General features: G+C 61.7%; 21 protein-coding genes, 1 pseudogene and 1 riboswitch. Of the genes and pseudogenes, 5 read left to right on the top strand and 17 right to left on the bottom strand.

Annotated features, from left to right (window positions below):
• Positions 1–12: 12 nt before the first annotated feature.
• A pseudogene (locus ACHMXK_RS21830) lies at positions 13–850 on the top strand (DUF72 domain-containing protein).
• Here the strand turns inward: ACHMXK_RS21830 and otnI are convergent.
• The 6 genes from otnI to ACHMXK_RS21860 form a co-directional block, all read right to left on the bottom strand.
• Positions 834–1,658, bottom strand: a complete 825-nt coding sequence (otnI, locus tag ACHMXK_RS21835; RefSeq protein ID WP_397442786.1) for a 2-oxo-tetronate isomerase — start codon at positions 1,656–1,658, stop codon at positions 834–836. The pseudogene ACHMXK_RS21830 and the gene otnI overlap by 17 nt on opposite strands.
• 30 nt (positions 1,659–1,688) lie before the next feature.
• Entirely contained in the window at positions 1,689–3,500 is a 1,812-nt protein-coding gene (locus tag ACHMXK_RS21840; protein WP_397442787.1) for a SulP family inorganic anion transporter, read from the bottom strand.
• A 40-nt stretch (positions 3,501–3,540) separates the two neighbouring features.
• Positions 3,541–4,938 carry a chromate efflux transporter gene (gene chrA, locus ACHMXK_RS21845; protein ID WP_397442788.1) on the bottom strand — a complete coding sequence of 466 codons (1,398 nt, stop codon included), beginning with the start codon at positions 4,936–4,938 and terminating at the stop codon, positions 3,541–3,543.
• Positions 4,939–5,055: 117 nt separating this feature from the next.
• Positions 5,056–5,655 (bottom strand): methionine biosynthesis protein MetW, encoded by a 600-nt coding sequence (metW, locus tag ACHMXK_RS21850; RefSeq protein ID WP_397442789.1) that lies wholly within the window; start codon positions 5,653–5,655, stop codon positions 5,056–5,058.
• On the bottom strand, positions 5,649–6,818 hold the full coding sequence (locus ACHMXK_RS21855) for a homoserine O-acetyltransferase (protein WP_397442790.1): 1,170 nt from the start codon (positions 6,816–6,818) through the stop codon (positions 5,649–5,651). Before ACHMXK_RS21855 ends, metW begins: the two co-directional genes overlap by 7 nt.
• Before the next feature lie 141 nt (positions 6,819–6,959).
• Complete coding sequence (locus ACHMXK_RS21860) at positions 6,960–7,532, bottom strand: TMEM165/GDT1 family protein (RefSeq protein ID WP_397442791.1); 573 nt, start codon at positions 7,530–7,532, stop codon at positions 6,960–6,962.
• Positions 7,533–7,535: 3 nt separating this feature from the next.
• Positions 7,536–7,729, bottom strand: a riboswitch (yybP-ykoY riboswitch).
• Between the two features lie 149 nt (positions 7,730–7,878).
• On the opposite strand from ACHMXK_RS21860, the gene ACHMXK_RS21865 reads away from it, so the two are divergent.
• Together ACHMXK_RS21865 and ACHMXK_RS21870 are read left to right on the top strand one after the other, a co-directional pair.
• On the top strand, positions 7,879–9,081 hold the full coding sequence (locus ACHMXK_RS21865; RefSeq protein WP_397442792.1) for an ammonium transporter: 1,203 nt from the start codon (positions 7,879–7,881) through the stop codon (positions 9,079–9,081).
• Between the two features lie 646 nt (positions 9,082–9,727).
• A complete protein-coding gene (locus ACHMXK_RS21870; protein WP_397442793.1) occupies positions 9,728–10,183 on the top strand; it encodes an RNA recognition motif domain-containing protein in 456 nt (151 codons plus the stop codon).
• Positions 10,184–10,319: 136 nt separating this feature from the next.
• On the opposite strand, the gene ACHMXK_RS21875 is transcribed toward ACHMXK_RS21870, so the two are convergent.
• The 4 genes from ACHMXK_RS21875 to ACHMXK_RS21890 all read right to left on the bottom strand — a co-directional run bounded on the left by ACHMXK_RS21875 (position 10,320) and on the right by ACHMXK_RS21890 (position 13,471).
• The gene (locus tag ACHMXK_RS21875; protein ID WP_397442794.1) at positions 10,320–11,096 is read right to left on the bottom strand and encodes an SDR family oxidoreductase; all 777 of its coding nucleotides are present in this window, start codon (positions 11,094–11,096) and stop codon (positions 10,320–10,322) included.
• An 86-nt stretch (positions 11,097–11,182) separates the two neighbouring features.
• Entirely contained in the window at positions 11,183–11,869 is a 687-nt protein-coding gene (lptC, locus tag ACHMXK_RS21880; RefSeq protein WP_397442796.1) for an LPS export ABC transporter periplasmic protein LptC, read from the bottom strand.
• The gene (locus ACHMXK_RS21885; RefSeq protein WP_397443104.1) at positions 11,869–12,471 is read right to left on the bottom strand and encodes a KdsC family phosphatase; all 603 of its coding nucleotides are present in this window, start codon (positions 12,469–12,471) and stop codon (positions 11,869–11,871) included. Before ACHMXK_RS21885 ends, lptC begins: the two co-directional genes overlap by 1 nt.
• Before the next feature lie 7 nt (positions 12,472–12,478).
• Positions 12,479–13,471: an SIS domain-containing protein gene (locus ACHMXK_RS21890; RefSeq protein ID WP_397442797.1), complete on the bottom strand. Its 993-nt coding sequence runs from the start codon at positions 13,469–13,471 to the stop codon at positions 12,479–12,481.
• Positions 13,472–13,588: 117 nt separating this feature from the next.
• Here ACHMXK_RS21890 and ACHMXK_RS21895 point away from each other — a divergent pair, with 117 nt between their 5' ends.
• Both ACHMXK_RS21895 and ACHMXK_RS21900 read left to right on the top strand, forming a co-directional pair.
• Entirely contained in the window at positions 13,589–15,607 is a 2,019-nt protein-coding gene (locus ACHMXK_RS21895) for a monovalent cation:proton antiporter-2 (CPA2) family protein (protein WP_397442798.1), read from the top strand.
• Between the two features lie 56 nt (positions 15,608–15,663).
• Entirely contained in the window at positions 15,664–16,242 is a 579-nt protein-coding gene (locus ACHMXK_RS21900; RefSeq protein WP_397442800.1) for an adenine phosphoribosyltransferase, read from the top strand.
• An 89-nt stretch (positions 16,243–16,331) separates the two neighbouring features.
• Here the strand turns inward: ACHMXK_RS21900 and ACHMXK_RS21905 are convergent, their stop codons facing one another.
• The 7 genes from ACHMXK_RS21905 to rpmH form a co-directional block, all read right to left on the bottom strand.
• On the bottom strand, positions 16,332–17,075 hold the full coding sequence (locus tag ACHMXK_RS21905) for a hypothetical protein (RefSeq protein WP_397442801.1): 744 nt from the start codon (positions 17,073–17,075) through the stop codon (positions 16,332–16,334).
• A 262-nt stretch (positions 17,076–17,337) separates the two neighbouring features.
• Positions 17,338–17,829 (bottom strand): Crp/Fnr family transcriptional regulator, encoded by a 492-nt coding sequence (locus tag ACHMXK_RS21910; RefSeq protein WP_397442802.1) that lies wholly within the window; start codon positions 17,827–17,829, stop codon positions 17,338–17,340.
• Between the two features lie 113 nt (positions 17,830–17,942).
• Positions 17,943–19,391, bottom strand: a complete 1,449-nt coding sequence (gene mnmE, locus ACHMXK_RS21915) for a tRNA uridine-5-carboxymethylaminomethyl(34) synthesis GTPase MnmE (protein WP_397442803.1) — start codon at positions 19,389–19,391, stop codon at positions 17,943–17,945.
• Positions 19,392–19,431: 40 nt separating this feature from the next.
• A complete protein-coding gene (gene yidC, locus ACHMXK_RS21920) occupies positions 19,432–21,153 on the bottom strand; it encodes a membrane protein insertase YidC (RefSeq protein ID WP_397442804.1) in 1,722 nt (573 codons plus the stop codon).
• Positions 21,150–21,503 (bottom strand): membrane protein insertion efficiency factor YidD, encoded by a 354-nt coding sequence (yidD, locus tag ACHMXK_RS21925; protein WP_397442805.1) that lies wholly within the window; start codon positions 21,501–21,503, stop codon positions 21,150–21,152. Before yidD ends, yidC begins: the two co-directional genes overlap by 4 nt.
• On the bottom strand, positions 21,500–21,910 hold the full coding sequence (locus tag ACHMXK_RS21930; RefSeq protein ID WP_397443105.1) for a ribonuclease P protein component: 411 nt from the start codon (positions 21,908–21,910) through the stop codon (positions 21,500–21,502). The genes yidD and ACHMXK_RS21930 overlap by 4 nt, the downstream gene beginning before the upstream one ends.
• Positions 21,911–21,959: 49 nt before the next feature.
• Positions 21,960–22,094 carry a 50S ribosomal protein L34 gene (gene rpmH / locus ACHMXK_RS21935; RefSeq protein WP_077595646.1) on the bottom strand — a complete coding sequence of 45 codons (135 nt, stop codon included), beginning with the start codon at positions 22,092–22,094 and terminating at the stop codon, positions 21,960–21,962.
• Positions 22,095–22,753: the final 659 nt, after the last annotated feature.

Below are 22,753 nucleotides of genomic sequence, written 5' to 3' on the forward strand. Positions count from 1 at the left end.
AGGAGTTCAGCCTTGAAAAAATCCGGCCCCCTACACACAGGTATTCGCGTTGGCATAGGCGGCTGGACGTACGAGCCCTGGCGCAACAACTTTTACCCGGCCGGCCTGCCGCACAGCCAGGAACTGGGCTACGCCAGCCGGCAACTCAGCGCCATCGAGGTCAACGGCACGTATTACAGCAGCTTCAAGCCGCCTGTTTTCGCCAAATGGCGCCAGGAGACCCCCGAAGATTTTGTGTTGTCGCTCAAGGCCAGCCGCTTTGCGACCCAGCGTCGCGAACTCGCGGGCGCCGGCGAATCGATCGCCCGTTTTGTCGAAAGCGGCATCAGTGAACTGGGCCCCAAACTCGGGGCCCATCGTCTGGCAGTTCATGCCCAGCAAAGTTTTCGAAGCCCCGGACTTCGAAGCCTTTCTGGCGCTGCTGCCCCCCGAGGTGGACGGCTGCCGCTTGCGCCACGTGCTGGATGTGCGCCACCCCAGCTTCATGTCTGAGGCGTATCTGAAGTTGGCACGCCGGTACCGATGCGCCACGGTGTTTTGCGACTCGGACGATTACCCGAGTTTTGCCGACCTGACGGCTGATTTTGTCTACGCACGGCTGATGCGCAGCGAAGCCAGGTTCAAGAACGGTTATGCGCCCAAGGCGCTGGACGCTTGGGCCGAGGCCGCCCGCACTTGGGCCCAGGGCGGCGAGCCGCCGGACTTGCCGCGCGTATCCAAGCCGGCACCGGCCGGCCCAGCACGCGAGGTGTTTGTGTTTTTTATCAATGGTGCCAAAGAGCGGGCGCCGGCCGCGGCCACGGGCCTGTTGCAGCGTTTCGGCTGGACGCGCCCTACAGATACGGCTTGAGCCAGCCCAGCCCGGCCGAGGTGCCGCCCGGCGTGCCACCCAGGCGCGGCCGGTATTCGCAACCTATCCAGCCGGCAAACTGCAACTCGTCGATCACGGAAAATAGATAGGGGTAGTTCAACTCGCCGATGTCCGGCTCCTGCCGTTCGGGCACACCGGCGATCTGCAAATGGCTGACGCCGCCGGTGGGCAGGTATTTGCGCAGCTTCATGGCCACGTCGCCTTCGACAATCTGGCAGTGGTAGAGGTCCATCTGCACCTTGAGGTTGGGCGCGCCGACCAGGGCCAGGATTTCATGCGCATGGTCCTGCCGGTTCAGAAAAAAACGCGGAATGTCGCGGGTGTTGATGGGCTCGATCAACACTTCGATGCCGGCCTTGGCCGCCTCGGCCGCGCCGTAACGCAGGTTATTCACATAGGTGAGCTGCGCTGATTCGCGTGTCATGCCCTCCGGCACCTCGCCGGCCATCAAGTGAATCCGCGGGCAGCCCAGCACCCCGGCGTAATCAATCGCCAGCGCCAGACCGGCACGGAACTCGGCTTCCTGCCCGGCCAGGCAAGCCGTGCCTTTGCGGCCGGCACTCCAGGCCTGCTCGATGCTGGCCGCATCCTGGCCGCCCGGCGGCGCATTGAACAAGACCTGCTGCAAGCCGTTGGCCTGCAAACGCGTCGCCAACTCCTTGGCGGGCCAGCTGTAAGGCGACAAATATTCCACCGCCTTGAAGCCGTCGCTGGCCGCCGCCTCGAAGCGGTCCAGAAAGGGCAGTTCGGTGTACATCAGGCTGAGGTTGGCGGCAAATTGGGGCATGGCGTCAGAAGGAGAGGTGGAAGAAAAAGATCAAGGCGCGCTGTCGGGGCCGGGCACGCTGCGGCATTCCCAGAAGATACGTGCCGTGCAGGTCCGGCAGATTTGCGGATCGAGTTTCGGGAATATGGTGGCGATGGCCGTGCGTTTGTCGGGGAACTGGTGTTCCGGCCCGAGCAGGCTGGTGAAGCCCGTGGTTTGCCACATCTCAAGCACCTCCGGGCGCGGCCGGTGAAAGTACAAATCGCCACCCATGGCGCGCCGCGCATTCAACTCGGCCTCCCACAGCTGTGCACCGGCCAGGTCGATGAAGTTCATGCTTTTGCCCATCACCAGCAAATGTTTTTGCGGCTGGGGCGCGTGGCGCAAGGCATGCAGGGTATCGGCCACATGTTGGGTCGCGCCAAAATACACCTCGCCCTCCATCCGTAACAGCTTGAGTTGCGGGCATTCCGGCAGCGGGGTCGCGGCATCGGCCAGCACCACAAACTGCCGGTCCGGCGAGCTGCTGTCAAAACCCATGGTGCGCATTGCCGGTTTGGAGGTGCGGTACAAAAACGACATCAGCGACAGCAGCGTGCCCAGCAAGATCGCCATTTCCAGCCGGATGGTGACGGTGGCCACCATGGTCGCCAGCGCCACTGCAAACTCGGTGCGACTGAGTCTGAACAGCTGGCGCCAGCAGGTCAGGTCCAGCAGGCCCACGGCCACCATCAGCAGCAGCGCCGCCAGTGCCGCCATCGGGATTTGTGCCAGCAGGGATGAGCTGACCGCCACCAGGCCCAGCAGCAACAAGGCAGAAAACACCGATGCCATCGGTGTGCGCGCACCGGCCTGCAGATTGGGCATGGAACGGTTCATGGAGCCGCAAGACACATAGCAGGAGAAAAAACCGCCGACGATGTTGGACAGGCCCTGGCCGCGAAACTCGCGATTGGCATCAATCCGCTGGCCGGAACGTGCGGCCACCGCCTTGGCGATCGAGATCGCCTGGCCCAGCGCCACGATGGTCAGCGCAAAGGCCAGGCCCAGCAGATCCGGCACCGAGGCCCAGCCGATATGCGGCACCTCGAAGCGCGGCCAGGGCGTGGCGATTTTGCCCACGGTGCGCAGGGCCATGGCCGGCGTGACCGGCTCCGGCACCATGACCTGGAACCAGGCCACCGCCAGCGCCGTCGACACCACCAGCCCGACCAGCATGAAAGGCCAGCCGGGCCGAAACCGTCGCACCGCAAAAGCCACGGCCGCCGTGATCGCCGCCACCGCCAGCGCCGCCGGCTGTGCATGACCAAGTTGCGCGCCCACATGCGCCAGCACCGCCCCGGCGCCATGCTCCGCAGCCGGTGCCAGCCCCAGCAAATCCGGCAAGGCGTACACCGCAATCAGCAGCGCGGCTCCGGAGGTGAAACCGAACAAGGCCGCCGGGGAAATAAAGTTGGCCAGGCTGCCCAGGCGCAAGGTGCCTATCAGCCACTGCATGATGCCGACCATGACCGTAACAGCCAGCGCCAGCTGGATGTAGGCCGGGCTGAAGGCCATGGCCAGCGGTGACAACATGGCAAACAGGGCCAGCGAATTGGCGTTGGTCGGCCCCGACATCACATGCCAGCTGGAGCCAAACAGCGCGGCGATGATACAGGGCACGACCGCGGTGTACAGCCCGTACTCCGGTGGCAGTCCCGCCAGCGTGGCAAACGCAATACCCTGCGGCAACACAAGCACGGCGCCTAACAAACCGGCCATGGCGTCGACACGTAACGTGCTGCGCGTGACGGTTCGGGTCCAGCTGCCGAACAGGCGTTCCAGCAGGCCGGGGGCGTTATTTTTTTCCAGTTGACCTTGCATGGGCTTGAGCATAACGTGGGTCGACGGCGCGTCGCATCCCTTAGGCCAGACCAAGCAGGCGCAGCGACAAGCCGATCCCCGCCGAAGCCGCGATGACAGGGATCACACCCCACTTGAGGCGCCACAGCGCCAACGCGGCGGCGAAGACCAAGACCAAGGCGACCCAGTCCGGTTGTGCATCAAATAGCCCCTTCCCCCCCGCCGGCCAAGCGACAGCAGCTATAAAAAACAGAGCAAGATTGGCGATCACACCGACCACGGCAGCGGTCACGGCCGCCAGCGGCGCGGTCAGTTTCAGGTTGCCGCGTGTGGACTCGACCCAGGGGCCGCCGGCCAGGATAAAAATAAACGAGGGCAAAAATGTGAACCAGGTCGCCACACAGGCGGCCAGCGCCGCGCCCAGGAACAGCGCGTCCGGGCCCAGCACCTGCGTGGCCCAGCCGCCCACAAAACCGACAAAGGCCACCACCATGATGAGCGGACCTGGCGTGGTCTCGCCCAGCGCCAGGCCGTCCATCATTTGCGCCGTGCTGAGCCACTGGTAATGCTCCACCGCCGCCTGGGTGACATAAGGCAAGACGGCATAAGCACCGCCAAAGGTCAGCATCGCCGCCTTGGTGAAAAACCAGCCGATTTGTGTCAGGGTGCCGTTCCAGCCATAACTGGCGAGCAGCGCGGCCATAGGCAGCAGCCAGAGCACAGCGCCCGCAGCCAGCACCTTCAGCAGCCGTGACCGGCTGAACAGGGCATGGGGTGGCGTCGGTGTGTCGTCGTCAATCAAGGCCGCGTCATGCACACCTTTGAGCGCCGACGTTGGGCCGCCCCCCTTGCTCAAGCTGCCGGGCGCCAGCCGCGCCAGCACGGCCCCGACCAGCATGGCGCTCAACACCACCAGCGGAAAGGGCAGCTTCAGGGCCCAGATCGCTATAAAACTCATAGCTGCTATCGCCCAGGGGACGGGGACCAGCAGCGGATTTCCCAATGATTTGCTGGCAATGCGGTGCAAAGCGTGCAGCACAATCGCCGCCACCGCCGGTTTGATGCCGTAAAAAATGCCGGCCACCAGCGGTTGCTGGCCGAAGGCCATATAAATCCAGCTCAGCGCAATCAGCAGCACCAGCGAGGGCAGCACAAACAGGGCGCCGGCCACCACCCCGCCCCGGGTGCGGTGCATCAACCAACCGAGGTAGGTGGCGAGTTGTTGCGCCTCCGGGCCGGGCAGCACCATGCAGAAATTGAGCGCGTGTAAAAAGCGTTTTTCAGACACCCAGCGGCGGCGTTCGACCAGCTCGCGGTGCATGATGGCGATCTGCCCGGCCGGGCCGCCAAAGCTGATAAAACCCAGCTGCAGCCAGAAGCGGAAAGCGTCGTAAAAAGTGACGGCCGGCGGTTTCCCGTCAGGGATCGATACAACAGGATTTTTGACAGAGGTGTCCACGGAAAACTCCACGTCAGTTGCCAGCGCTTGGACGGGACACCGTCTGTTCTAGGGAAGAGTCGGGAGGCTGAAATCCCGCTGGCTAAATCTTAGCATCCGACAGCGTCAGTCCCTGGCTCAACCGCGCTGGAACTTGAACACCGCACGGCTGGCACGTGCATTGGGCCAGAAGCGGATTTCCTGGCCATCCTGCAGCCCAAACTGGTCCAGGATTTCCAGCCGGTTTTGCAAGGCCAGGGCCTCGAAGTCCTGCAAGGTGCCAACACGGATGTTAGGCGTGTCATACCACTGGTAAGGCAACACCTTGGTCACAGGCATGCGGCCGCGCAACACCGCCAGGCGGTTCGGCCAGTGACCGAAATTGGGAAAAGCCACAATGCCGATGCGGCCCACACGCGCGGTTTCGCGCAACATCACTTCGGCATTGCGCAGGTGCTGCAAGGTGTCTATCTGCAACACCACGTCAAAACTCGCATCGCCAAACATCGCCAGGCCTTCGTCCAGGTTGAGCTGGATCACGTTGACACCCCGTGCGACACAGGCCTGCACATTGGCATCGTCGATTTCCACGCCGTAACCGGTGCAGCCGCATTCGGCCGTCAGGTAGTCCAGCATGGCGCCGTCGCCGCAACCCAGGTCCAGCACGCGTGAGCCCGGCGGCACCAGGCGGGCAATCGACAACTGGTCGGCAGAAAGCTGGCGCGCCGGGTTCAACATGCCGCCACCTTGCCCTGGAAGTAGGAGCGCACCACGTTCATATAACGTGTGTCGTCGAGCAAAAAAGCGTCGTGGCCGTGCGGCGCGTCGATCTCGGCGTAACTCACGTCGCGCTGGTTGTCGAGCAAGGCCTTGACAATTTCTCGGCTGCGCGCCGGCGAAAAACGCCAGTCGGTGGTGAAACTCACGAGCAGAAACTGCGCCTTGGCCTGCGCCAGCGCCTGGGTCAGGTTGCCGCCAAACGCCTGGGCCGGGTCAAAATAATCCAGCGCCCGGGTGATCAGCAAATAGGTGTTGGCGTCGAAATATTCGCTGAACTTGTCGCCCTGGTAACGCAGATAACTTTCGATCTGGAACTCGACCTCTTGCGTGGTGTAACGAATGCCGGCTTCGTCGCTGGGCGTGCCGTCTGCCGCCACCAGATTTCTGAGCTTGCGGCCGAACTTCTCGTTCATCACGTCGTCGCTGAGGTAGGTGATGTGGCCAATCATGCGGGCAATGCGCAGGCCGCGTTTGGGCAAGACGCCGTGGCGGTAAAAGTGGCCGCCGTGAAAATCCGGGTCGGTGACGATGGCGCGGCGCGCCACCTCGTTGAAAGCGATGTTTTCGGCGGTCAGGTTGGGCGCGCTGGCCACCACCACGGCGTGGCGCACACGGTCAGGGTATTGCAAGGTCCAGCTCAGCGCCTGCATGCCGCCCAGACTGCCACCCATCACCGCGGCCAGGGTCTGGATGCCCAGGGCGTCGAGCAGGCGCGCCTGCGCCGCCACCCAGTCCTGCACCGTGACCACCGGAAAGTCGGCGCCGTAAATTTCACCGCTGTCGGGATTGATCTGCATGGGCCCGGTCGAGCCGAAACACGAACCCAGGTTGTTCACACCAATCACAAAAAACTGGTCCGTGTCCACCGGTTTGCCGGGGCCTATCATGGTGTCCCACCAGCCCTCGGACCTCGGAACCACCGCGCCGCTGGCATCGAGGTAAACACCGGCCACATGGTGCGAAGCATTGAGCGCGTGGCAGATCAACACGGCGTTGGACTTGTCGGCATTGAGCGTGCCGTAGGTCTCGTAGCTCAGGTCATAGGCCCGAATGGCCGCGCCGCTTTGCAAGGGCAAAACGTCGGCGAAATGCATGGACTGTGGCGTGGCAACTAGCGTCAAGATGAGGCCCGTAACAAACAACGTACAAAAAGAAAACCCGGCATCGCTAAAAGCGAGTCCGGGTCCTGGATGTCGTCTTTAGCTGAACTTTTTAAGCGCCCGCAAGCTGAGCAAATCGGCGCCAAGCAAGTATATCAAGCGTCAAGCCGGTGCTGTTTTCACCACCAGCGCCAGCACGCCCAACACCGCAAAAATAAGGGCCGAGACGATGTGCACCACACGCAGCGGCACCAGGCGCGTGACACGTTCGCCCAGCCAGACCACGGGCGCGTTGGCCAGCATCATGCCCAAGGTGGTGCCGGCAACCACCGCCAGATAGGTCTCGTAACGCGCGGCCAGCATCACGGTGGCAATCTGGGTTTTGTCGCCCATCTCGGCCAGGAAAAACACCAGCACCGTGGTGGCGAACACGCCAAAACGCGGCGCTTTTTCCGTGTCTTCATCGTCGAGTTTGTCGGGGATCAGCATCCAGACCGCCATGGCGATAAAAGACACACCCAGAATCCAGCGCAGGGTTTGCGGGCTGAGCATAGTGGTGACCCAGGCGCCGAGGGCGCCGGCCAGGGCATGGTTGGCGATGGTTGCGACAAAAATGCCGAAAACAATGGGCCAGGGTTTGCGAAAACGCGCGGCCAGCACCAGCGCGAGCAATTGTGTTTTGTCGCCCATTTCGGCGAGGGCAACAATGCCTGTAGAGACGAGGAAAGCTTCCATTGAATAGACTCCGGCCGGAATAAAACCCATGACTGCATAGCATCCCTGGCCTGAAGCGGAGGCTGTGCAGTCAAAGGTCTCGCCAAGTCTGGAACCGCTTGCGCCATGTCAGCTTTATTGCAAAGCCGGACAAGTCTGTTGACGCAAGCCCCTCTCTCACATAAGTGGAAGGGCGGCTACTCCCCAATGACAACCTGCATTGTAAGCGCGACAGATCGCGACACGGCTTTTGGGCCGGATGGCCTTTTCGCACGCTTGCGGCGCATTTCTTGCTTGTATTTGGTGCGCTTCCGAGGTTTACCTGAAATGCGCACCACAAAACTACATTTCACTCTGCGAGGGACTTATGGAAGCACTAAAACAGGGCTCGGACGCCTTGTTCATTCTCTTGGGCGGCATCATGGTGCTGGCCATGCACGCCGGTTTTGCCTTTCTGGAACTGGGCACGGTTCGCAAAAAAAACCAGGTCAACGCCTTGGTCAAGATCCTGGTGGACTTTTCCGTGTCCACCGTGGTTTATTTTGTGGTCGGTTACGGCGTGGCCTATGGCACGCACTTTTTTGTAGGCGCCGAGCAGCTGGCCCTCAAAAACGGCTACGAGCTGGTGAAATTCTTCTTTTTGCTGACCTTTGCCGCGGCGATCCCGGCCATCATCTCCGGCGGCATTGCCGAGCGGGCGCGTTTTTACCCGCAGTTGCTGGCCACCGCCGTGATTGTGGGTTTTGTTTACCCCTTCTTCGAGGGGATTGTCTGGAACCAGCATTTCGGCGTGCAGGCCTGGATCAAATCACTCACCGGCGCACCCTTCCACGACTTTGCCGGCTCCATCGTGGTGCATGCCATGGGTGGCTGGCTGGCCTTGCCGGCGGTGCTTCTGCTGGGCGCACGCAGCAACCGCTACCGCAAGGACGGCGGCATCTCGGCACACCCGCCGTCCAGCATTCCGTTTCTGGCGCTGGGCGCCTGGATTTTGACCGTGGGCTGGTTTGGCTTCAACGTCATGAGTGCACAAACGATCGACAAGATCTCCGGCCTGGTCGCGGTGAACTCGCTGATGGCCATGGTGGGCGGCACCTTGGTGGCGCTGGCCATCGGTAAAAACGACCCGGGTTTTGTCCACAACGGCCCGTTGGCCGGGCTGGTGGCCGTGTGCGCCGGCTCGGACCTGATGCACCCGCTGGGCGCGCTGGTCACAGGCGGCATCGCCGGCGCGGTGTTTGTGCTGATGTTCACGCTGACCCAGAACAAATGGAAGATCGACGACGTGCTGGGTGTCTGGCCGCTGCACGGCTTGTGTGGTGCCTGGGGCGGTGTGGCGGCCGGCATTTTTGGCAGCAAGGCCCTGGGCGGGCTGGGCGGTGTCAGCCTCGGTGCCCAGCTGATTGGCAGCGCCATGGGTATCGCCTGGGCGCTGCTGGCCGGTTTTGTGGTCTACGGCCTGATCAAAAAAACCCTGGGCCTGCGCCTGAGCCAGGAAGAAGAATTCCAGGGCGCCGACCTGTCCATACACCGCATCGGCTCCACGCCGGACCGCGAGGTCAACTGGTAAGGCCATGGCCGTCGAATCGCTCCTGAATACATAGCTGCTTACGCCCATGTTTATTGGGCGCAGCCTGGCTTTCGTACCAAACTTTCAGCGATGGCGTCTGGGATGCCTGCCTGACACCAAGAAGCCGGGTGCGCGGCGGATGGCAATCATGGGCCAACCGACAAAATCATCACGCATCACGGGTAGTCATCGACTCGATGTCAGCGCACCTTGGGGGACTTCATGCCTTATTTTGTATGCAAATGTAAAAATAAATTGGCTAGCATTGACAAGTGAGGTCCGGGTTTCCTCCCCCCAGGCTCAAAAAATCAAGTGGGCGCAAACTTCTTGATAAAGACGCGACGATCAAGAACAACGCTTTGTCGGCGTCGGCAGGTCAAGCTGAAGGGTGGCGCGAATACCTTGCCAAACAAGGCCGAAACGGGCAAAACAAGCCGCCAAGTCCCTGTCCGCGCGGCTTGACGGGACTAGCTATCAGCGTCGCTTGCTTGTCATATACGTATCTGACGCATAATATGTGAGTGTGGATAACATCCACACAAGTTAGGTGATCGGTCAGTTTCGCGCGCTACAGCGGTACGTTTCAAGATTTGTTGTGCTATCGGGACCCCATCGCTTTTTTATTGTGTTTTAGAGGAGTCCCTTCATGGGCAACAAACTATACGTCGGCAATCTGCCATATTCAGTGCGCGACGAAGACTTGCAACAATCCTTCGGCCAGTTTGGCGCTGTCACCAGCGCTAAAGTCATGATGGAACGCGACACCGGTCGCTCCAAAGGCTTTGGCTTTGTGGAAATGGGCAGCGATGCTGAAGCTCAAGCCGCAATCGCCGGCATGAACGGTCAGCCTTTGGGCGGCCGTAGCGTTGTTGTCAACGAAGCACGTCCGATGGAAGCACGTCCTCCTCGCACCGGCGGCTTCGGCGGCGGTGGTGGTGGTTACGGCGGTGGTGGCGATCGTTCCGGCGGTGGCGGCTACGGCGGCGGCGGTGGTCGTTCCGGTGGCGGCAGCGACGGTGGTTTCCGTAGCCCGTACGGCGGCGGCGGTAGCGGCGGTGGCCGTTCCGGTGGCGGCGGCGGTGGTGGACGCGGCGGCTACTAAGCCCTGCCAGTCAGCCCCTTCAGTCGCTGACTGAAGACAGCTAAAAAAGGCTTCAAGACTCCGGTTTTGAAGCCTTTTTGCTTTCCGGCCCTTATGTGGCGGGCGCAGGCGGCTACTCTTTTTATAGCAACCCGAATTACTGCTCGGCCTGGCGATGTTTGCGCGGCCGGCCCGCGAGGGCCTTGTCCAGCAAGGCATTGGGCAGCAACCTGAGCAATTTGGCCACCACGCCCATTTGCCACGGAATCACACGGTAACTGGCACCAGCCTCGATCGCGGCAAAAGCCTGATCGGCAAAGTCCGCCGGCTGCATCAAAAACGGCATGGCATACCTGTTTTTCCGAGTCAGCGGCGTGTCGATATAACCGGGGCACAAGGTCAGCACCTTCACACCCGACGCGCGCAACTCGCCGCGCAAACTCTCGCAATAAGCAATCACCGCCGCCTTGCTGGCGCAATACGCGCCATGCCCCGGCAGGCCGCGAATGCCCGCCACGCTGCCGATACCGACCAAGGTTCCGGCGCCGCGCTGCGTCATGGCGTCGACAAAGGGATGGAAGGTGGCCGCCAGACCCACGTTGTTGGTGGCAAAGGTTTGCGCCATCACGTCCAGGTCTTCGCGCACCGCGGTGTCCATACCTATGCTGATGCCGGCATTGGCAATCACCACATCGGGCACACCCTGGGCCGCCAGGCAGGCTTGGCCGGCCGCCACAATGCTGTGGCTGTCGGACACGTCGGCGCTATAAACTTGATAGCTGTCTGCTTTTATCCCCTGGGCCAAAGCCCAGGCGTCAACCTCGGACGTTCGGCGTGCGGCCAGCGCCAGCCGGTAACCGGCCTGAAAAAATCGCACGGCCAGTGCCTGGCCGATGCCGCTGGAGGCCCCGGTGATAAAAACGAGTTTGGACATGCTGGGCCCTCCGCTTTATTTGCTTGAATGATTGAAGCCATCTGCGCCGGCCCAGCGGGCGCCCACGCTGTGAACAAAAGGCGAATTCAGGGCGCGGCGCCGGCCGGGGCATTGCGCGGCACCAGCAGGCCTTTCACACGGCCCTTCAGGTCGGCCACCCGATCCAGATTGTTATAGGCAAAGTTGTCGCCGGCAAACTGGTCGCGGCCACGCGTGATCACCACCGGCAAATGCGATTTGACGCGTTCTTCGTTCACAAACACATGCAGGAACTCGCCGCGAAACTCCAGCCGCGGGACCTCCTTGCCATCGGGGTCCTGGTAGGCCTCGCGCACCACGTGCGCGTTGCCGATCAGCTGGACTTCGGAGCCATCGCCGTTGGTCAAGGCGCGGTTGCCGGTGGAAGTGGTCAACCGGCCCTCCACGTTGTAGCTGCGGATCAAGGCCTTGTCGATTTCCACCGTATCGGTCTCGGGGTAGTGGCGCATTTCGATGCCCGACACATCACTTTTGAGCTGGCCGGTTTCGTCAAAGGTCTTGATACCGAACTGGCGCATGTAGTAATCGGGCTCGGCGCTGACCGCCTTGGAGCCTTCCGGCACCAGCGCGTCGGGGGTGTTTCTCACCAGCCAGTAGGTGCCCAGCGCCAGCAGGCCCATCAGCAACACCGGGATGTAGATGGCCGTGCGCTCCCAGCCGCGCGAGATTTTGTCGAGCAACTGGTGCCAGTTCGGCAGGACCCCCGCGGTGGCCCCAAGGCGGCTGGCGGCCATTACTGCGTGTACTCCTGCAGCAAGCTGGCATAACGGCCGCTGGCCACCATCAGCAGGTCGCACAACTCGCGCACCGCACCGTCACCACCGCGCGCTTCTGTGACATAAGTCGCCAGGGCCTTGACCTCCACATGGGCGTTGGCGGGGGCACAACTGAAAGCGACGCGGCGCATCACCGGCAGGTCGGGCCAATCGTCACCCATGAAGGCGGCTTCCGACCAGCCCAGGCCCAGTTCTTTCAGCGTGCTCTCGGCCGCCGGACGTTTGTCTTCGGTGCCGAAATGCGCATGTGTCACGCCCAGGGCCTGCAAGCGGGAGCGCAAGGCGGCGTTGTCGCGCCCGGTGATCACTGCCGGCGTGATGCCGGCTTTTTGCAGCAGCTTGATGCCGTGGCCGTCCAGGGTGTTGAAACGCTTGATGGTTTCGGCCGCCCTCGGGGCGTCGGCCTGCGGCGCGATCCGGGCGTCGCCGGGCGGGTACTCGCTGAAATACAGGCCGCCGTCGGTCAACACACCATCAACATCGAAAAAAACCACTTTGACGTCTTGCGCCAGCAGCAACAGCTCGGGCGCAAAGTTCAGCGCAGGCAGGTGGGGAGTCATCAACATATCAAATGACTTTGGCGCGCATCAAGTCGTTGCTGTTCAGCGCGCCGCACAACACACCGTCGTGGTCCACCACCAGCACGCTGGTGATGCGGTATTGCTCCATCAACGCCACCGCTTCCACGGCCAGCGCGTTGGCATGCAGGGTGCGCGGGTTGGGGCGCATGACATCTGCAGCCTTGCTGGCGCGCAGGTCCACCCCTTTTTCCACCAGCCGGCGCAAATCACCGTCGGTGAAAATGCCCAGCACCCGGCGCGCATCGTCGACCACGGCCGAGGCGCCCAGGCCTTTGTTGCTCATCTCGCGCATCAAGTCGGTGAAGCTGGTCTGCAGCCCGACCGCCGGGATGGCGTCGCCGGTGCGCATCACATCGCTGACATGGGTCAGCAGCTTGCGGCCCAGGGCGCCGCCGGGATGCGAGCGGGCAAAGTCTTCTTCCTTGAAACCACGCGCATCGAGCAAAGCAACCGCCAGCGCGTCACCCATCGCCAGTTGCGCGGTGGTGCTGGCCGTAGGCGCCAGATTCAGCGGACAGGCTTCCTGCGCGACGCTGCTGTCCAGCGTGACGCTACCGTATTCGGCCAGGGTCGAGGTCTGGCCGCCGGTGATGGCCACCAGCGGCACACCCTGGCGGCGCAGCACCGGCAGGATGGCGGTGAGTTCTTCACTTTCGCCGCTGTTGGAAATCGCCAGCACCACGTCGACCGCCTTGATCATGCCCAGGTCGCCATGGCTGGCTTCCGCCGGGTGCACAAACATCGCCGGCGTGCCGGTCGAGGCCAGGGTCGCGGCAATCTTGCGACCTATGTGGCCGCTTTTGCCCATGCCCATCACCACCACCCGGCCCTTGCAGTTGAGCATCAGTTGCACGGCTTGTGCAAACTCGGGGCCGATGCGACTTTTCAGGCCGAGCACGGCGGCGGCTTCGATTTCAAAAGTCTTGTGGGCGAGCGCCAGCGCTTGCGCAGGGTCAAAATTCGCGGGATCAAAGCTCATGCCCGCATTCTATAGAGGAGCGCAAAGACACACGGGCCGTGTGTACGGGCCGAACAGGGGCAATAAAGCACAGTTTTTTCGCCCCAAAACCGCCGACCTCATCAGCTACCATCACGCATGACTGCGCTTGAGTTGACCCTGCTTTACCTGCTGGCCGCCGTGCTGGGGGTGGTCGCCTGCCGCTCGCTCAAGCTGCCGCCCATGCTGGGTTACCTCGCCGTCGGTGTGGTGATAGGCCCGAACGCGCTGGCGCTGGCGCAAAACTCCGACGGTGTGCGTCACCTTGGCGAGTTCGGCGTGGTGTTCCTGATGTTTGTGATCGGGCTGGAATTCAACCTGCCCAAGCTGCGCTCCATGCGCCGCCATGTGTTTGGCCTGGGCCTGTTGCAGGTGGTGCTGACGATTTTGCTGGCCACCTTCGGCTCCCTGTTCCTGGCCGCACTCGCCCCAACCTTATGGAAAATGCCCTGGCAAACCGCGCTGGCCTTGTCCGGCGCGATTGCCATGAGCAGCACGGCCGTCGTGGTCAAGCTGCTGTCCGAACGACTGGAGATGGATGCCGAACACGGCAAACGCGTGATGGGCGTGTTGCTGTTCCAGGATCTGGCCGTGGTGCCGCTGCTGGTGCTGATTCCGGCCCTGGGTTCTTCGCCCGACCAGTTGCTGACGGCGCTGGCCATCGCCGGGCTCAAGGCCACCGTGCTCGTGGGATTGCTGATGACCGGTGGCCAGCGTGTGATGCGCTGGTGGCTGACCCTGGTGGCCAGGCGCAAAAGCGACGAATTGTTTGTGCTGAACCTGCTGCTGGTCACCCTGGCGCTGGCCTGGCTGACCGAACGCGCCGGGCTGAGCCTGGCGCTGGGCGCGTTTATCGCCGGCATGCTGATTTCGGAAACCGAGTTCAAACACCAGGTGGAAACCGACATCCGGCCTTTCCACGATGTCTTGCTGGGCCTGTTTTTCATCAGTATAGGCATGATGCTGGACTGGCACATCGTGCTGGAACGCTGGCCGCTGGTCTTGCTGCTGCTGATCGTGCCCGTGGTGTTCAAGCTGGTGCTGGTCACGGTGCTGGCGCGCCTGCTGGGCGCCACCTCCGGCGTGTCGCTGCGCACCGGTTTGTACCTGGCGCAGGCCGGCGAGTTTGGTTTTGTGCTGCTGGCGCTGGCGCAACAAAGCAGCCTGATCCCGCCGGCCCTGCTCAACCCCATCCTGGCCAGCATGGTCTTGTCGATGCTGGCCACGCCTTTCATCATCATGTACAGCAACCAGATCGTGATGAAACTGGTCGCCAGCGAATGGCTGCAGCAGTCGCTGCAAATGACCACGATTGCGCGCAAGTCCATCAATGCCGACAAACACGTGATCATTTGCGGTTACGGCCGCTGCGGCCAGAACCTGGGCCACATGCTGGAGCGCGAAGGCATCCAGTACATGGCGCTGGACCTGGACCCGGACCGGGTGCGCCAAGCCGCGGCCGCCGGTGACTCGGTGGTGTTTGGCGACGCCGTGCGGCTGCAGGCCCTGATGGCCGCCGGCCTGGCCCGGGCCAGCGCCGTGGTCGTGACCTACCTGGACACCGCCAGCGCGCTCAAGGTGCTGGCCAACACCCGCGCCCATGCACCCACCGTGCCGGTGATCATTCGCACGGTCGACGACCACGACCTGGAAAAACTGCAGGCCGCCGGCGCCACCGAGGTCGTGCCCGAAGCCATCGAAGGCAGCCTGATGCTGGCCAGCCATGCGCTGGCGCTGGTGGGTGTGCCCATGCGCCGCGTGATCCGTGTGGTGCAGGACCAGCGCGATGCACGTTACAACCTGCTGCGCGGTTATTTCCGCGGCGCCGATGACGACACGGTGAACGAGCTGGAACAGGAACGTCTGGCCACCGTGACGCTGCCGCTGGTCACCCGCGCCGCCGGCCAAACGCTGGACGCCATGACCTTGCATGCGGTGGGGGTGCGGGTGGTCAGCCTCAGGCGCAGCAACGGCAAAACCCAGCTTCTGGACGAAAACACCTTGCTGGCCGGTGGCGATACCCTGGTGTTGTCGGGCAAACCGGCGGCACTGGCGATGGCCGAAGAAAAACTGTTGCGCGGCCGCGCCGACAAAGCCGCCGCCATTGCGCGGGGATAGGCCCGCCAGCGGCAGACACAAGGCAAAATAAGGCCCCACCTTCTCAGGCCTGCCCCATGAACGCCCAATCGCCCGCACCGCTCAGCCACCTGACGGTCAACCAGTATTTGAAAAGCCACATCCGCACCGTGCCGGACTGGCCCGCGCCCGGCGTGCAGTTTCGCGATATCACGCCGCTGCTGCAGGACCCCAAGGTGTTTCGGGTACTGATTGATGCGTTTGTGCACCGCTACATGGACAAGGACTTGCGCCCCGACGTGGTGGCCGGGCTGGATGCGCGCGGATTTATCCTGGGCGCCGTGGTGGCGTATGAACTCAATGTCGGCTTTGTGCCGATACGAAAAAAAGGCAAGCTGCCTTTCACGACGGTGCAGGAAACCTACGAGCTGGAATACGGCAGCGCCACCGTGGAGTTACACACCGACGCCGTCAAGCCGGGCGACAAGGTGCTGCTGATCGACGACCTGATCGCCACTGGCGGCACCATGATGGCCGGTAAAAAACTTCTGGAGAAACTGGGCGCCACCGTCATGGAGGGCGCAGCGATTGTGGATTTGCCGGAGCTGGGCGGTTCTGCCAAGTTGACGGAAGCCGGCTTGCCGCTGTTCACGCTGCTGGATTTCGCCGGGCACTGAAACGTTTTTCTCGCTATCAAATAAATAGCTTCCTGCGCCCGTAGCGATTGGGCTAGAGGCCGATTTTCCTCTTAATGCCCGAAACCGGCTCAGTTCAGCTCGCCGTACTGCGTGGCGCTGAGCGCAGGCGCCTGGGCTGGCGACTCCGGCATTTCGGTATCTTCAAAGCCGGTCAGCAAGGTGTAGGAACGCGGACTGCTGCGGGCCAGCACGCTGCTGGCCGCCAGCGGTGTGCCCCGGGCCGATGCGGCGACCAGCGCCTGCTTGAAGGCCGCGACCTCGTCGGCCTCGATGGGCTCATAACGCGCCGCCGCCGGCTTGGGCGCAGTGACAACAGGCTCGGCCTGCGGCAGCGGGGCAGGGCGGCTGTGCGCCTGTGCGCCGGTGACAGGCCGGCCCACCGACACCAGCTCGTTCATGCGCCAGTACACCGCCGTCACGCGGATGTTGTAACGCGCCTTGGCGCTTTGCGCGATCATGACCTCGATGTCGGCCAGTTGCTCGGTGTGGCCGCCGACGGCCTGCGCCAAATCCATCATGACCATGAACTGGTCACCGCGCGGGTCCAGCGACAACACCTTGAACTTGTAACTCGCCGACAAAACACCGGCGCGGATCATGGACTCCCGCACCACGGTGTACAGCAGTTCGCGCTGGGCATGGCGGTGTGACTTGGAGGTGCTGCGCGGGACGGCAGCTGCTGGCACAGAAGCCGGGTCCCGGGTACCGGTCGTGGACCGGCTGCGCGGGTCGCGGCTTGCATCCGGTTGACGTTTGCCTGAAACGCTCGCGCCCCTACGGGATTTGCCGGAAAACCAACTGAAAAAGGACATGGGCTAAGGCTTCAAAAACAATGGCTGCGTACGCAGCCATTGGGGGGTTGCAAAAATGTCGTGCTTGCCAAGCCTGCAGTTTACTGAGTCCTGTGCGGCTTGTCCCCCACGGGTTGGTCAGAAACTGTTTTCTTCTGTTGCGGGGTGGCGAGCGCACCACGCCACCACGTGGCTGGCGCCCATCATTTATGAAAATATGGTCTGTAGCCCTTATCAGGCAAGCGCAAACAGCTATCGAAATAATAGCGTTTGTTAACCAGCGTCAAGTCGCCGCCACGCGTTTGGGCCGGTTGTACAGCCGTTTGGCCAACACCCCGGCCATGGCCAGACTCAGCTCCAGCGCCACCGGGCTGTGCCGGTTGGCAAGCTCCTTGAACCGCAAGGCGGTCAGGCACCAGAGCTTGCAGGCACTGGCGGCCTGCACCGTGGCGTTGCGCGGCAAGCGCGAGAAAAATGCACCTTCCCCGATCACGGTACCGGCGGCCACCAGCGCCAGCCGGACCCGGCCTTTGTCATCTTCGTAGTGGACACTCATGGTGCCACTTTCAATGAAATACAGGGTCTGGTCCGCCGCGCCCTGCTCGATCAGGGTCTGGCCCTGCTGCATGGAAAACGGCTGCATATAACTGGCCAGAATTTCCCACTGCAGCGGACTGAACTGGCAGCGCAAGGCGTCGCTGGCCTGGCTGTGTGTCACCGCATCGACCAGGCCCTGGATGTCAAAACGAAGAGTGGTGGGCAGGGAGGCATTCATGATGCCTGAAAGATACGCTGCCGCCTCCGCCTGTCGCAAGCGATGCTAACTTTTGTTTACAGTTGATACATTGCACACCAGGCTGCCATGGCAAGGCCGCCACACTGGCGCGTTTATTTGCCGATGCAGAATTTGGAGAAAATTTCGCCCAGCAAATCGTCAGGCGTGAACTCACCGGTGATGCCGCTCAAGGCATTCTGGGCCTGGCGCAGATCTTCGGCGAGCAAATCCAGCGCCGGCACTTTTGCATGTAACTGCGCCGCGGCCTGCACCAGTTGCGCCGCCACCTGGCGCAAGGCGCGCACATGGCGCTCCCTGGCCATGAATACGCCTTCGGGCGCCGCCTGCCAGCCCACCACCTGCAGCAGTTGCTGACGCAGCTGCTGCAAACCGGTGCCGGTTTTGGCGGAAATGACCACGCCCGACGCCAGCGCGGCCAAGGTGGCCGGGGGGGCCATGTCGGACTTGTTCCAGACATCGATCACCGGTGTGTTGGCGGGCAGGGTCGCGGCGATGGTTTCGGCAATGACGGTGTCGGCCGCCTTGTAGTTCAGGGCGATGCGCAAATCCTCGGGGGTGTGCTGGCGCGTCAGGTCGTGTAAAAACAGCACGGCATCGGCACTCTGGATTTCGGTCCAGGCGCGTTCAATGCCAATTTTTTCCACCTCATCGACTTCCGGCAACAGGCTGTCGCGCAGGCCCGCCGTGTCCACCACATGCAGCGGCACACCGTCGATCTGGATCAGCTGGGTGACCTTGTCACGCGTGGTGCCGGCCACCGGCGTGACAATCGCCAGTTCGGCGCCGGCCAGGGCATTCAGCAGCGAACTTTTGCCGGCATTGGGCTGGCCGGCAATCACCACCTTGATGCCTTCGCGCAGAATCGCGCCCTGCTGCGCACGTTGCATCACGCCGTCCAGGGTTTGCTGCAACCTGGCCAACTGGCCCTGGGCATCGGCTTTTTGCAGGAAATCGATGTCTTCCTCGGGAAAGTCCAGCGTGGCTTCGACCAGCATGCGCAGGTGCACCAGCTGGTCCAGCAACTGATGCACTTCTTTGGAAAACTCGCCCGACAAGGAGCGCGCAGCGGAACGCGCGGCGGTCTCGGTGCTGGCGTCTATCAAATCGGCAATCGCCTCGGCCTGCGCCAAGTCGATTTTGTCGTTCAGAAAAGCCCGCTCGGTGAACTCGCCGGGCTGGGCCAGGCGCAAGCCGGCCAGCCGCGGCTGGCCGCTAGACGGGTCCAGGTCGGCGGCGGCTTCCAGGCAACGTGCCAGCAACAACTGCAGCACCACCGGCCCGCCGTGGGCTTGCAGCTCGAGCACGTCTTCGCCGGTGTAGGAATGGGGCGCCGGGAAATAAATCGCCAGGCCCTGGTCAATCACCTGGCCTTGCGCATCGCGGAAAGGCAGGTAACTGGCCTGGCGCGGCGACAAGGCGCGGCCGCAAATGGCGGCAATCACCGGCGCCAGCTGTTTGCCCGACAGGCGGACAATGCCGACCGCACCACGACCGGGCGCGGTCGCAATGGCAGCAATGGGGTGGTGATGGCGAGCCAGCATAAGCTGCAATGTTAAAGGGCCGCGGTAGCGGCCCTTTTTTTTATTTGAACTTCGGCAAATTAAACTGCGGCGGCACACCCATGCGGGTGTTGATCACCCACTGCTGTGCAATCGACAGAATGTTGTTGGTGATCCAGTACAAGACCAGGCCGGCCGGGAAGAAGAAGAACATCACACTGAAAATCAGCGGCATGAACCACATCAGCTTGGCCTGCATCGGATCCGGCGGCGTCGGGTTCAGCGCCGTTTGCAACATGGTGGTCATCGTCATCAACAGCGGCAGGATGTAGAAAGGATCGGGCGAGGACAAGTCCTTGATCCACAAAATCCAGGGCGCACCGCGCATCTCGACGCTGGACAGCAAGACCCAGTACAGCGCAATAAACACCGGGATCTGGATCATGATGGGGAAGCAGCCGCCCATGGGGTTGACCTTTTCCTCACGGTAGATTTTCATCATCTGTTGCTGCATTTCCTGAGGTTTGTCTTTCAGGCGCTCGCGCATCTCCATGATCTTGGGGTTGATCGCCTTCATCTTGGCCATGCTGGCGTAAGCCTTGGCATTGAGCCAGTAAAACGCGATTTTCAGCAACACCACCAGCGCCACGATGGACCAGCCCCAGTTGTGGATAAAGCCATGCAGCTTGTCCAGCAGCCAGTACAGCGGCTTGGCCAGAATCGTCAGCCAGCCATAGTCCTTGACCAGTTCCAGCCCGGGGGCAATGGCTTCCAGTTTCTTTTCTTCCTGCGGGCCGACAAAGAAGGTGGCGTTCACGGTTTTGGTCGTGCCGGGGGCAACCGCGTCCAGCGGCGTGATCATGCCGACGGCGTAGAGGTTGGTGTCCACCTTGCGCATGAAAATATCGCGCGGGATGCCGTCCGGAAGAATCCAGGCGCTTGCAAAATAATGCTGGACCATGGCCACGTAACCATTGGTCGCGTGTTTCTCGACATCAACCTTGTTCTTTTCGATGTCCTTGAATTCGACCTTCTGGTATTTCTTAGCATCCGTATAAATCGCCGGACCGGTGAAGGTGGAATAAAACGAGGACTCGCCAGGCGGCTTGTTGCCGTCGCGCACCAGTTGCAGGTACAGCTGCGGCGAAATTGCGTTGCTGCCGGCGTTGACCACGTCGTGGCGCACCGTCATGTTGTAGTCACCCCGCTTGAGCGTGTAGGTTTTGACCAGCTTGACGCCATCAAGCTCGGCCGATTCGAATTTGACTTCCAGGCTGTCCTGGCCATCCTTGAGCTGGCGCTCGCCGGGCACCACCGTCATCGGTGTTTTGTGGGTCGGGAAGCTGCCGCCGCTGGTGCCGGCAATCAGACCGGACTGGGCCACATACACCCGTGATGGGCTTTCGTCGAGCAAGACAAAACCGGAACTCTTGTCCGTCATGTCCTTCAGATGGGTGAAGGCCGAACCGATCAGCGTGCCGCCTTCGGTGTCAAAGGTCAGGGTCAACACGTCGGTTTTGACGACCACATGTTCTTTGGTGTTTGACGGCGTGGTGGCGGGCAGGGCGCCTGGCATGGCCGTGCCCGGCACTTGCGCCGAAGGCACCGCGCTGCTGCTGGCCACACCCGTGGGCACACTGGCGGAGGTGGCCGGCGTGCCGACTGGTGCGGTGCTGCTCACCGCTGGCGCGGACGACGGGAAAAAAGTCGCCTTGTTGCCGTTGAACACCTGCCACTGATCCCACAACAGGATCATGGAAAAACCAAAAATCACCCACAAAATGGTGCGGCGTATGTCGTTCATGACGGTTTCTTTTTAGAGGAGATCGAAGTCACGGGCGTGACCAGACGGGTGAAAAGGGAAACACGAGCGGATGACGGGTCCCGCGCCGACGAGGGCACCGGATCGTAACCACCATGGCACCAGGGATGGCAGCGCGCCAGGCGGTAAAGCGTGAGGTAACTGCCTTTGGTCGCACCATGCTGCTGCAGCGCCTGCAAGGAGTAGGCCGAGCAGGTGGGCTCGAAACGACAAGACGAACCCAGCCAGGGGCTGAGCAAGAGACGATAACCCTTGACCAAGGTCACCAGTGTTTTTTGCGGCAGCCGGCTGAGCCTGAACAAAGTGCCGCGCAAGGTGGACAAAACACTCATGCCGCGGGTGCTCCGGCGCGCATCAAGGCCAACACTTCACTGCGAACGGCTTGTTTGAGCGCCTCGGAGCTGGCGCTGACAAATTCCTTGCGGGAAAAATCGCGGCGCAGGCGAACCACCCAGGCGGCCTGGGAAGCTTGGGGCAAAAAATCAGCGCTCACGGTGTAGATCTGTCTTTTGATGGTGTTGCGCGTGACGGCACGTTTGGCCCAGCGCTTGGGCACCATCGCCCCCACCCATGTGTCCTGAATCGGAAACAGGTCAGATGTTGCGTGGGTCTTGGCGGACACGGTTTGCGCGTTCATGACATTCAGCACATTGCGGTGCAATGCGAAATGCGTTGTTCTTGCAACTATGGCGCCGGCAAGGACTGCCTGGAACTGGGGACGGGTTTGAAGCCGCTGCACTAGCGCCAAGCGTCAGCTCAAAAGCAACAGAAACCTGTCAAAAACAGGTTTAGACAGCCAGGCGTTTGCGGCCTTTGGCGCGACGGGCAGCAATCACTGCGCGGCCGCCACGCGTTTTCATGCGTGACAAAAAGCCGTGCGTACGTGCGCGCTTGACTTTGGAAGGTTGGTATGTGCGTTTCATGATGGGTCCTACGAGCCGGTTAGCTACAAAAGCTTTCCCTGGGTGATTCGAATGATCTTGGTGGCCGTACAACACGACCAGCTTTGCAAGTCCGCAGGACTTGCAACAGACCGGCACAACCCGCGCAAAGCCATGAAATGGACTCGGCAAACAAGGTCACGCAGGCAGTATCAATCCGCTACGAATCGGGGAAACCCATGATTATCGCAGATTTCCCAACGCTGGCAACAGCTTAGCGCCGGCATTGGACGTAAAGACAGAGATCAAAGGTCTGCTCGGTCACTACGCCAGAGGCAAATTCCAGCGCCAAACCCCTTTTTTTGCGGCATGCGACTCAAATTTTCGCCGTGCACGGCGAAAAAATTTGTTTTTTGAGCCGCGGAACGTACGAAAAGACAGACCGCCGCCGGAGTTTTTGCGCGGGGAAGTTGTTCCCTGTCTCTATCTTCATTTCTTTAATTCAAAATAGTAGTAATAGTAAGGGCCGGCCCATTCTGTGGATAGCTTGATTTTTTCCTTTTCGATCAAGGACTTGGCGTTTGTTTAACCATGTGGTGAGAGAACGCTGAAGTCAGCGCCCCGATATGAACAACTTTGACTATTTGGCTTCCCCTGTGGATAAGTCATGGGTTGTTCAAAAGTTGTCCCCATGGTTGTTA

The organism is Polaromonas sp. UC242_47 (assembly GCF_044452385.1).
In the GTDB taxonomy this organism is placed as follows: domain Bacteria; phylum Pseudomonadota; class Gammaproteobacteria; order Burkholderiales; family Burkholderiaceae_C; genus Polaromonas.

Excerpts from the sequence above, each read along its gene's own strand:
- ACHMXK_RS21895 (WP_397442798.1), top strand. The coding sequence starts at position 13,589 with ATGACTGCGCTTGAGTTGACCCTGCTTTACCTGCTGGCCGCCGTGCTG.
- lptC (WP_397442796.1), bottom strand. The coding sequence starts at position 11,869 with ATGGCCGCCAGCCGCCTTGGGGCCACCGCGGGGGTCCTGCCGAACTGG.
- rpmH (WP_077595646.1), bottom strand. The coding sequence starts at position 22,094 with ATGAAACGCACATACCAACCTTCCAAAGTCAAGCGCGCACGTACGCAC.
- ACHMXK_RS21870 (WP_397442793.1), top strand. The coding sequence starts at position 9,728 with ATGGGCAACAAACTATACGTCGGCAATCTGCCATATTCAGTGCGCGAC.
- ACHMXK_RS21860 (WP_397442791.1), bottom strand. The coding sequence starts at position 7,532 with ATGGAAGCTTTCCTCGTCTCTACAGGCATTGTTGCCCTCGCCGAAATG.
- ACHMXK_RS21905 (WP_397442801.1), bottom strand. The coding sequence starts at position 17,075 with ATGTCCTTTTTCAGTTGGTTTTCCGGCAAATCCCGTAGGGGCGCGAGC.
- ACHMXK_RS21865 (WP_397442792.1), top strand. The coding sequence starts at position 7,879 with ATGGAAGCACTAAAACAGGGCTCGGACGCCTTGTTCATTCTCTTGGGC.
- yidD (WP_397442805.1), bottom strand. The coding sequence starts at position 21,503 with ATGAGTGTTTTGTCCACCTTGCGCGGCACTTTGTTCAGGCTCAGCCGG.
- ACHMXK_RS21840 (WP_397442787.1), bottom strand. The coding sequence starts at position 3,500 with ATGCAAGGTCAACTGGAAAAAAATAACGCCCCCGGCCTGCTGGAACGC.
- otnI (WP_397442786.1), bottom strand. The coding sequence starts at position 1,658 with ATGCCCCAATTTGCCGCCAACCTCAGCCTGATGTACACCGAACTGCCC.
- yidC (WP_397442804.1), bottom strand. The coding sequence starts at position 21,153 with ATGAACGACATACGCCGCACCATTTTGTGGGTGATTTTTGGTTTTTCC.
- ACHMXK_RS21885 (WP_397443104.1), bottom strand. The coding sequence starts at position 12,471 with ATGACTCCCCACCTGCCTGCGCTGAACTTTGCGCCCGAGCTGTTGCTG.
- ACHMXK_RS21875 (WP_397442794.1), bottom strand. The coding sequence starts at position 11,096 with ATGTCCAAACTCGTTTTTATCACCGGGGCCTCCAGCGGCATCGGCCAG.
- mnmE (WP_397442803.1), bottom strand. The coding sequence starts at position 19,391 with ATGCTGGCTCGCCATCACCACCCCATTGCTGCCATTGCGACCGCGCCC.
- ACHMXK_RS21900 (WP_397442800.1), top strand. The coding sequence starts at position 15,664 with ATGAACGCCCAATCGCCCGCACCGCTCAGCCACCTGACGGTCAACCAG.
- metW (WP_397442789.1), bottom strand. The coding sequence starts at position 5,655 with ATGTTGAACCCGGCGCGCCAGCTTTCTGCCGACCAGTTGTCGATTGCC.
- ACHMXK_RS21890 (WP_397442797.1), bottom strand. The coding sequence starts at position 13,471 with ATGAGCTTTGATCCCGCGAATTTTGACCCTGCGCAAGCGCTGGCGCTC.
- ACHMXK_RS21910 (WP_397442802.1), bottom strand. The coding sequence starts at position 17,829 with ATGAATGCCTCCCTGCCCACCACTCTTCGTTTTGACATCCAGGGCCTG.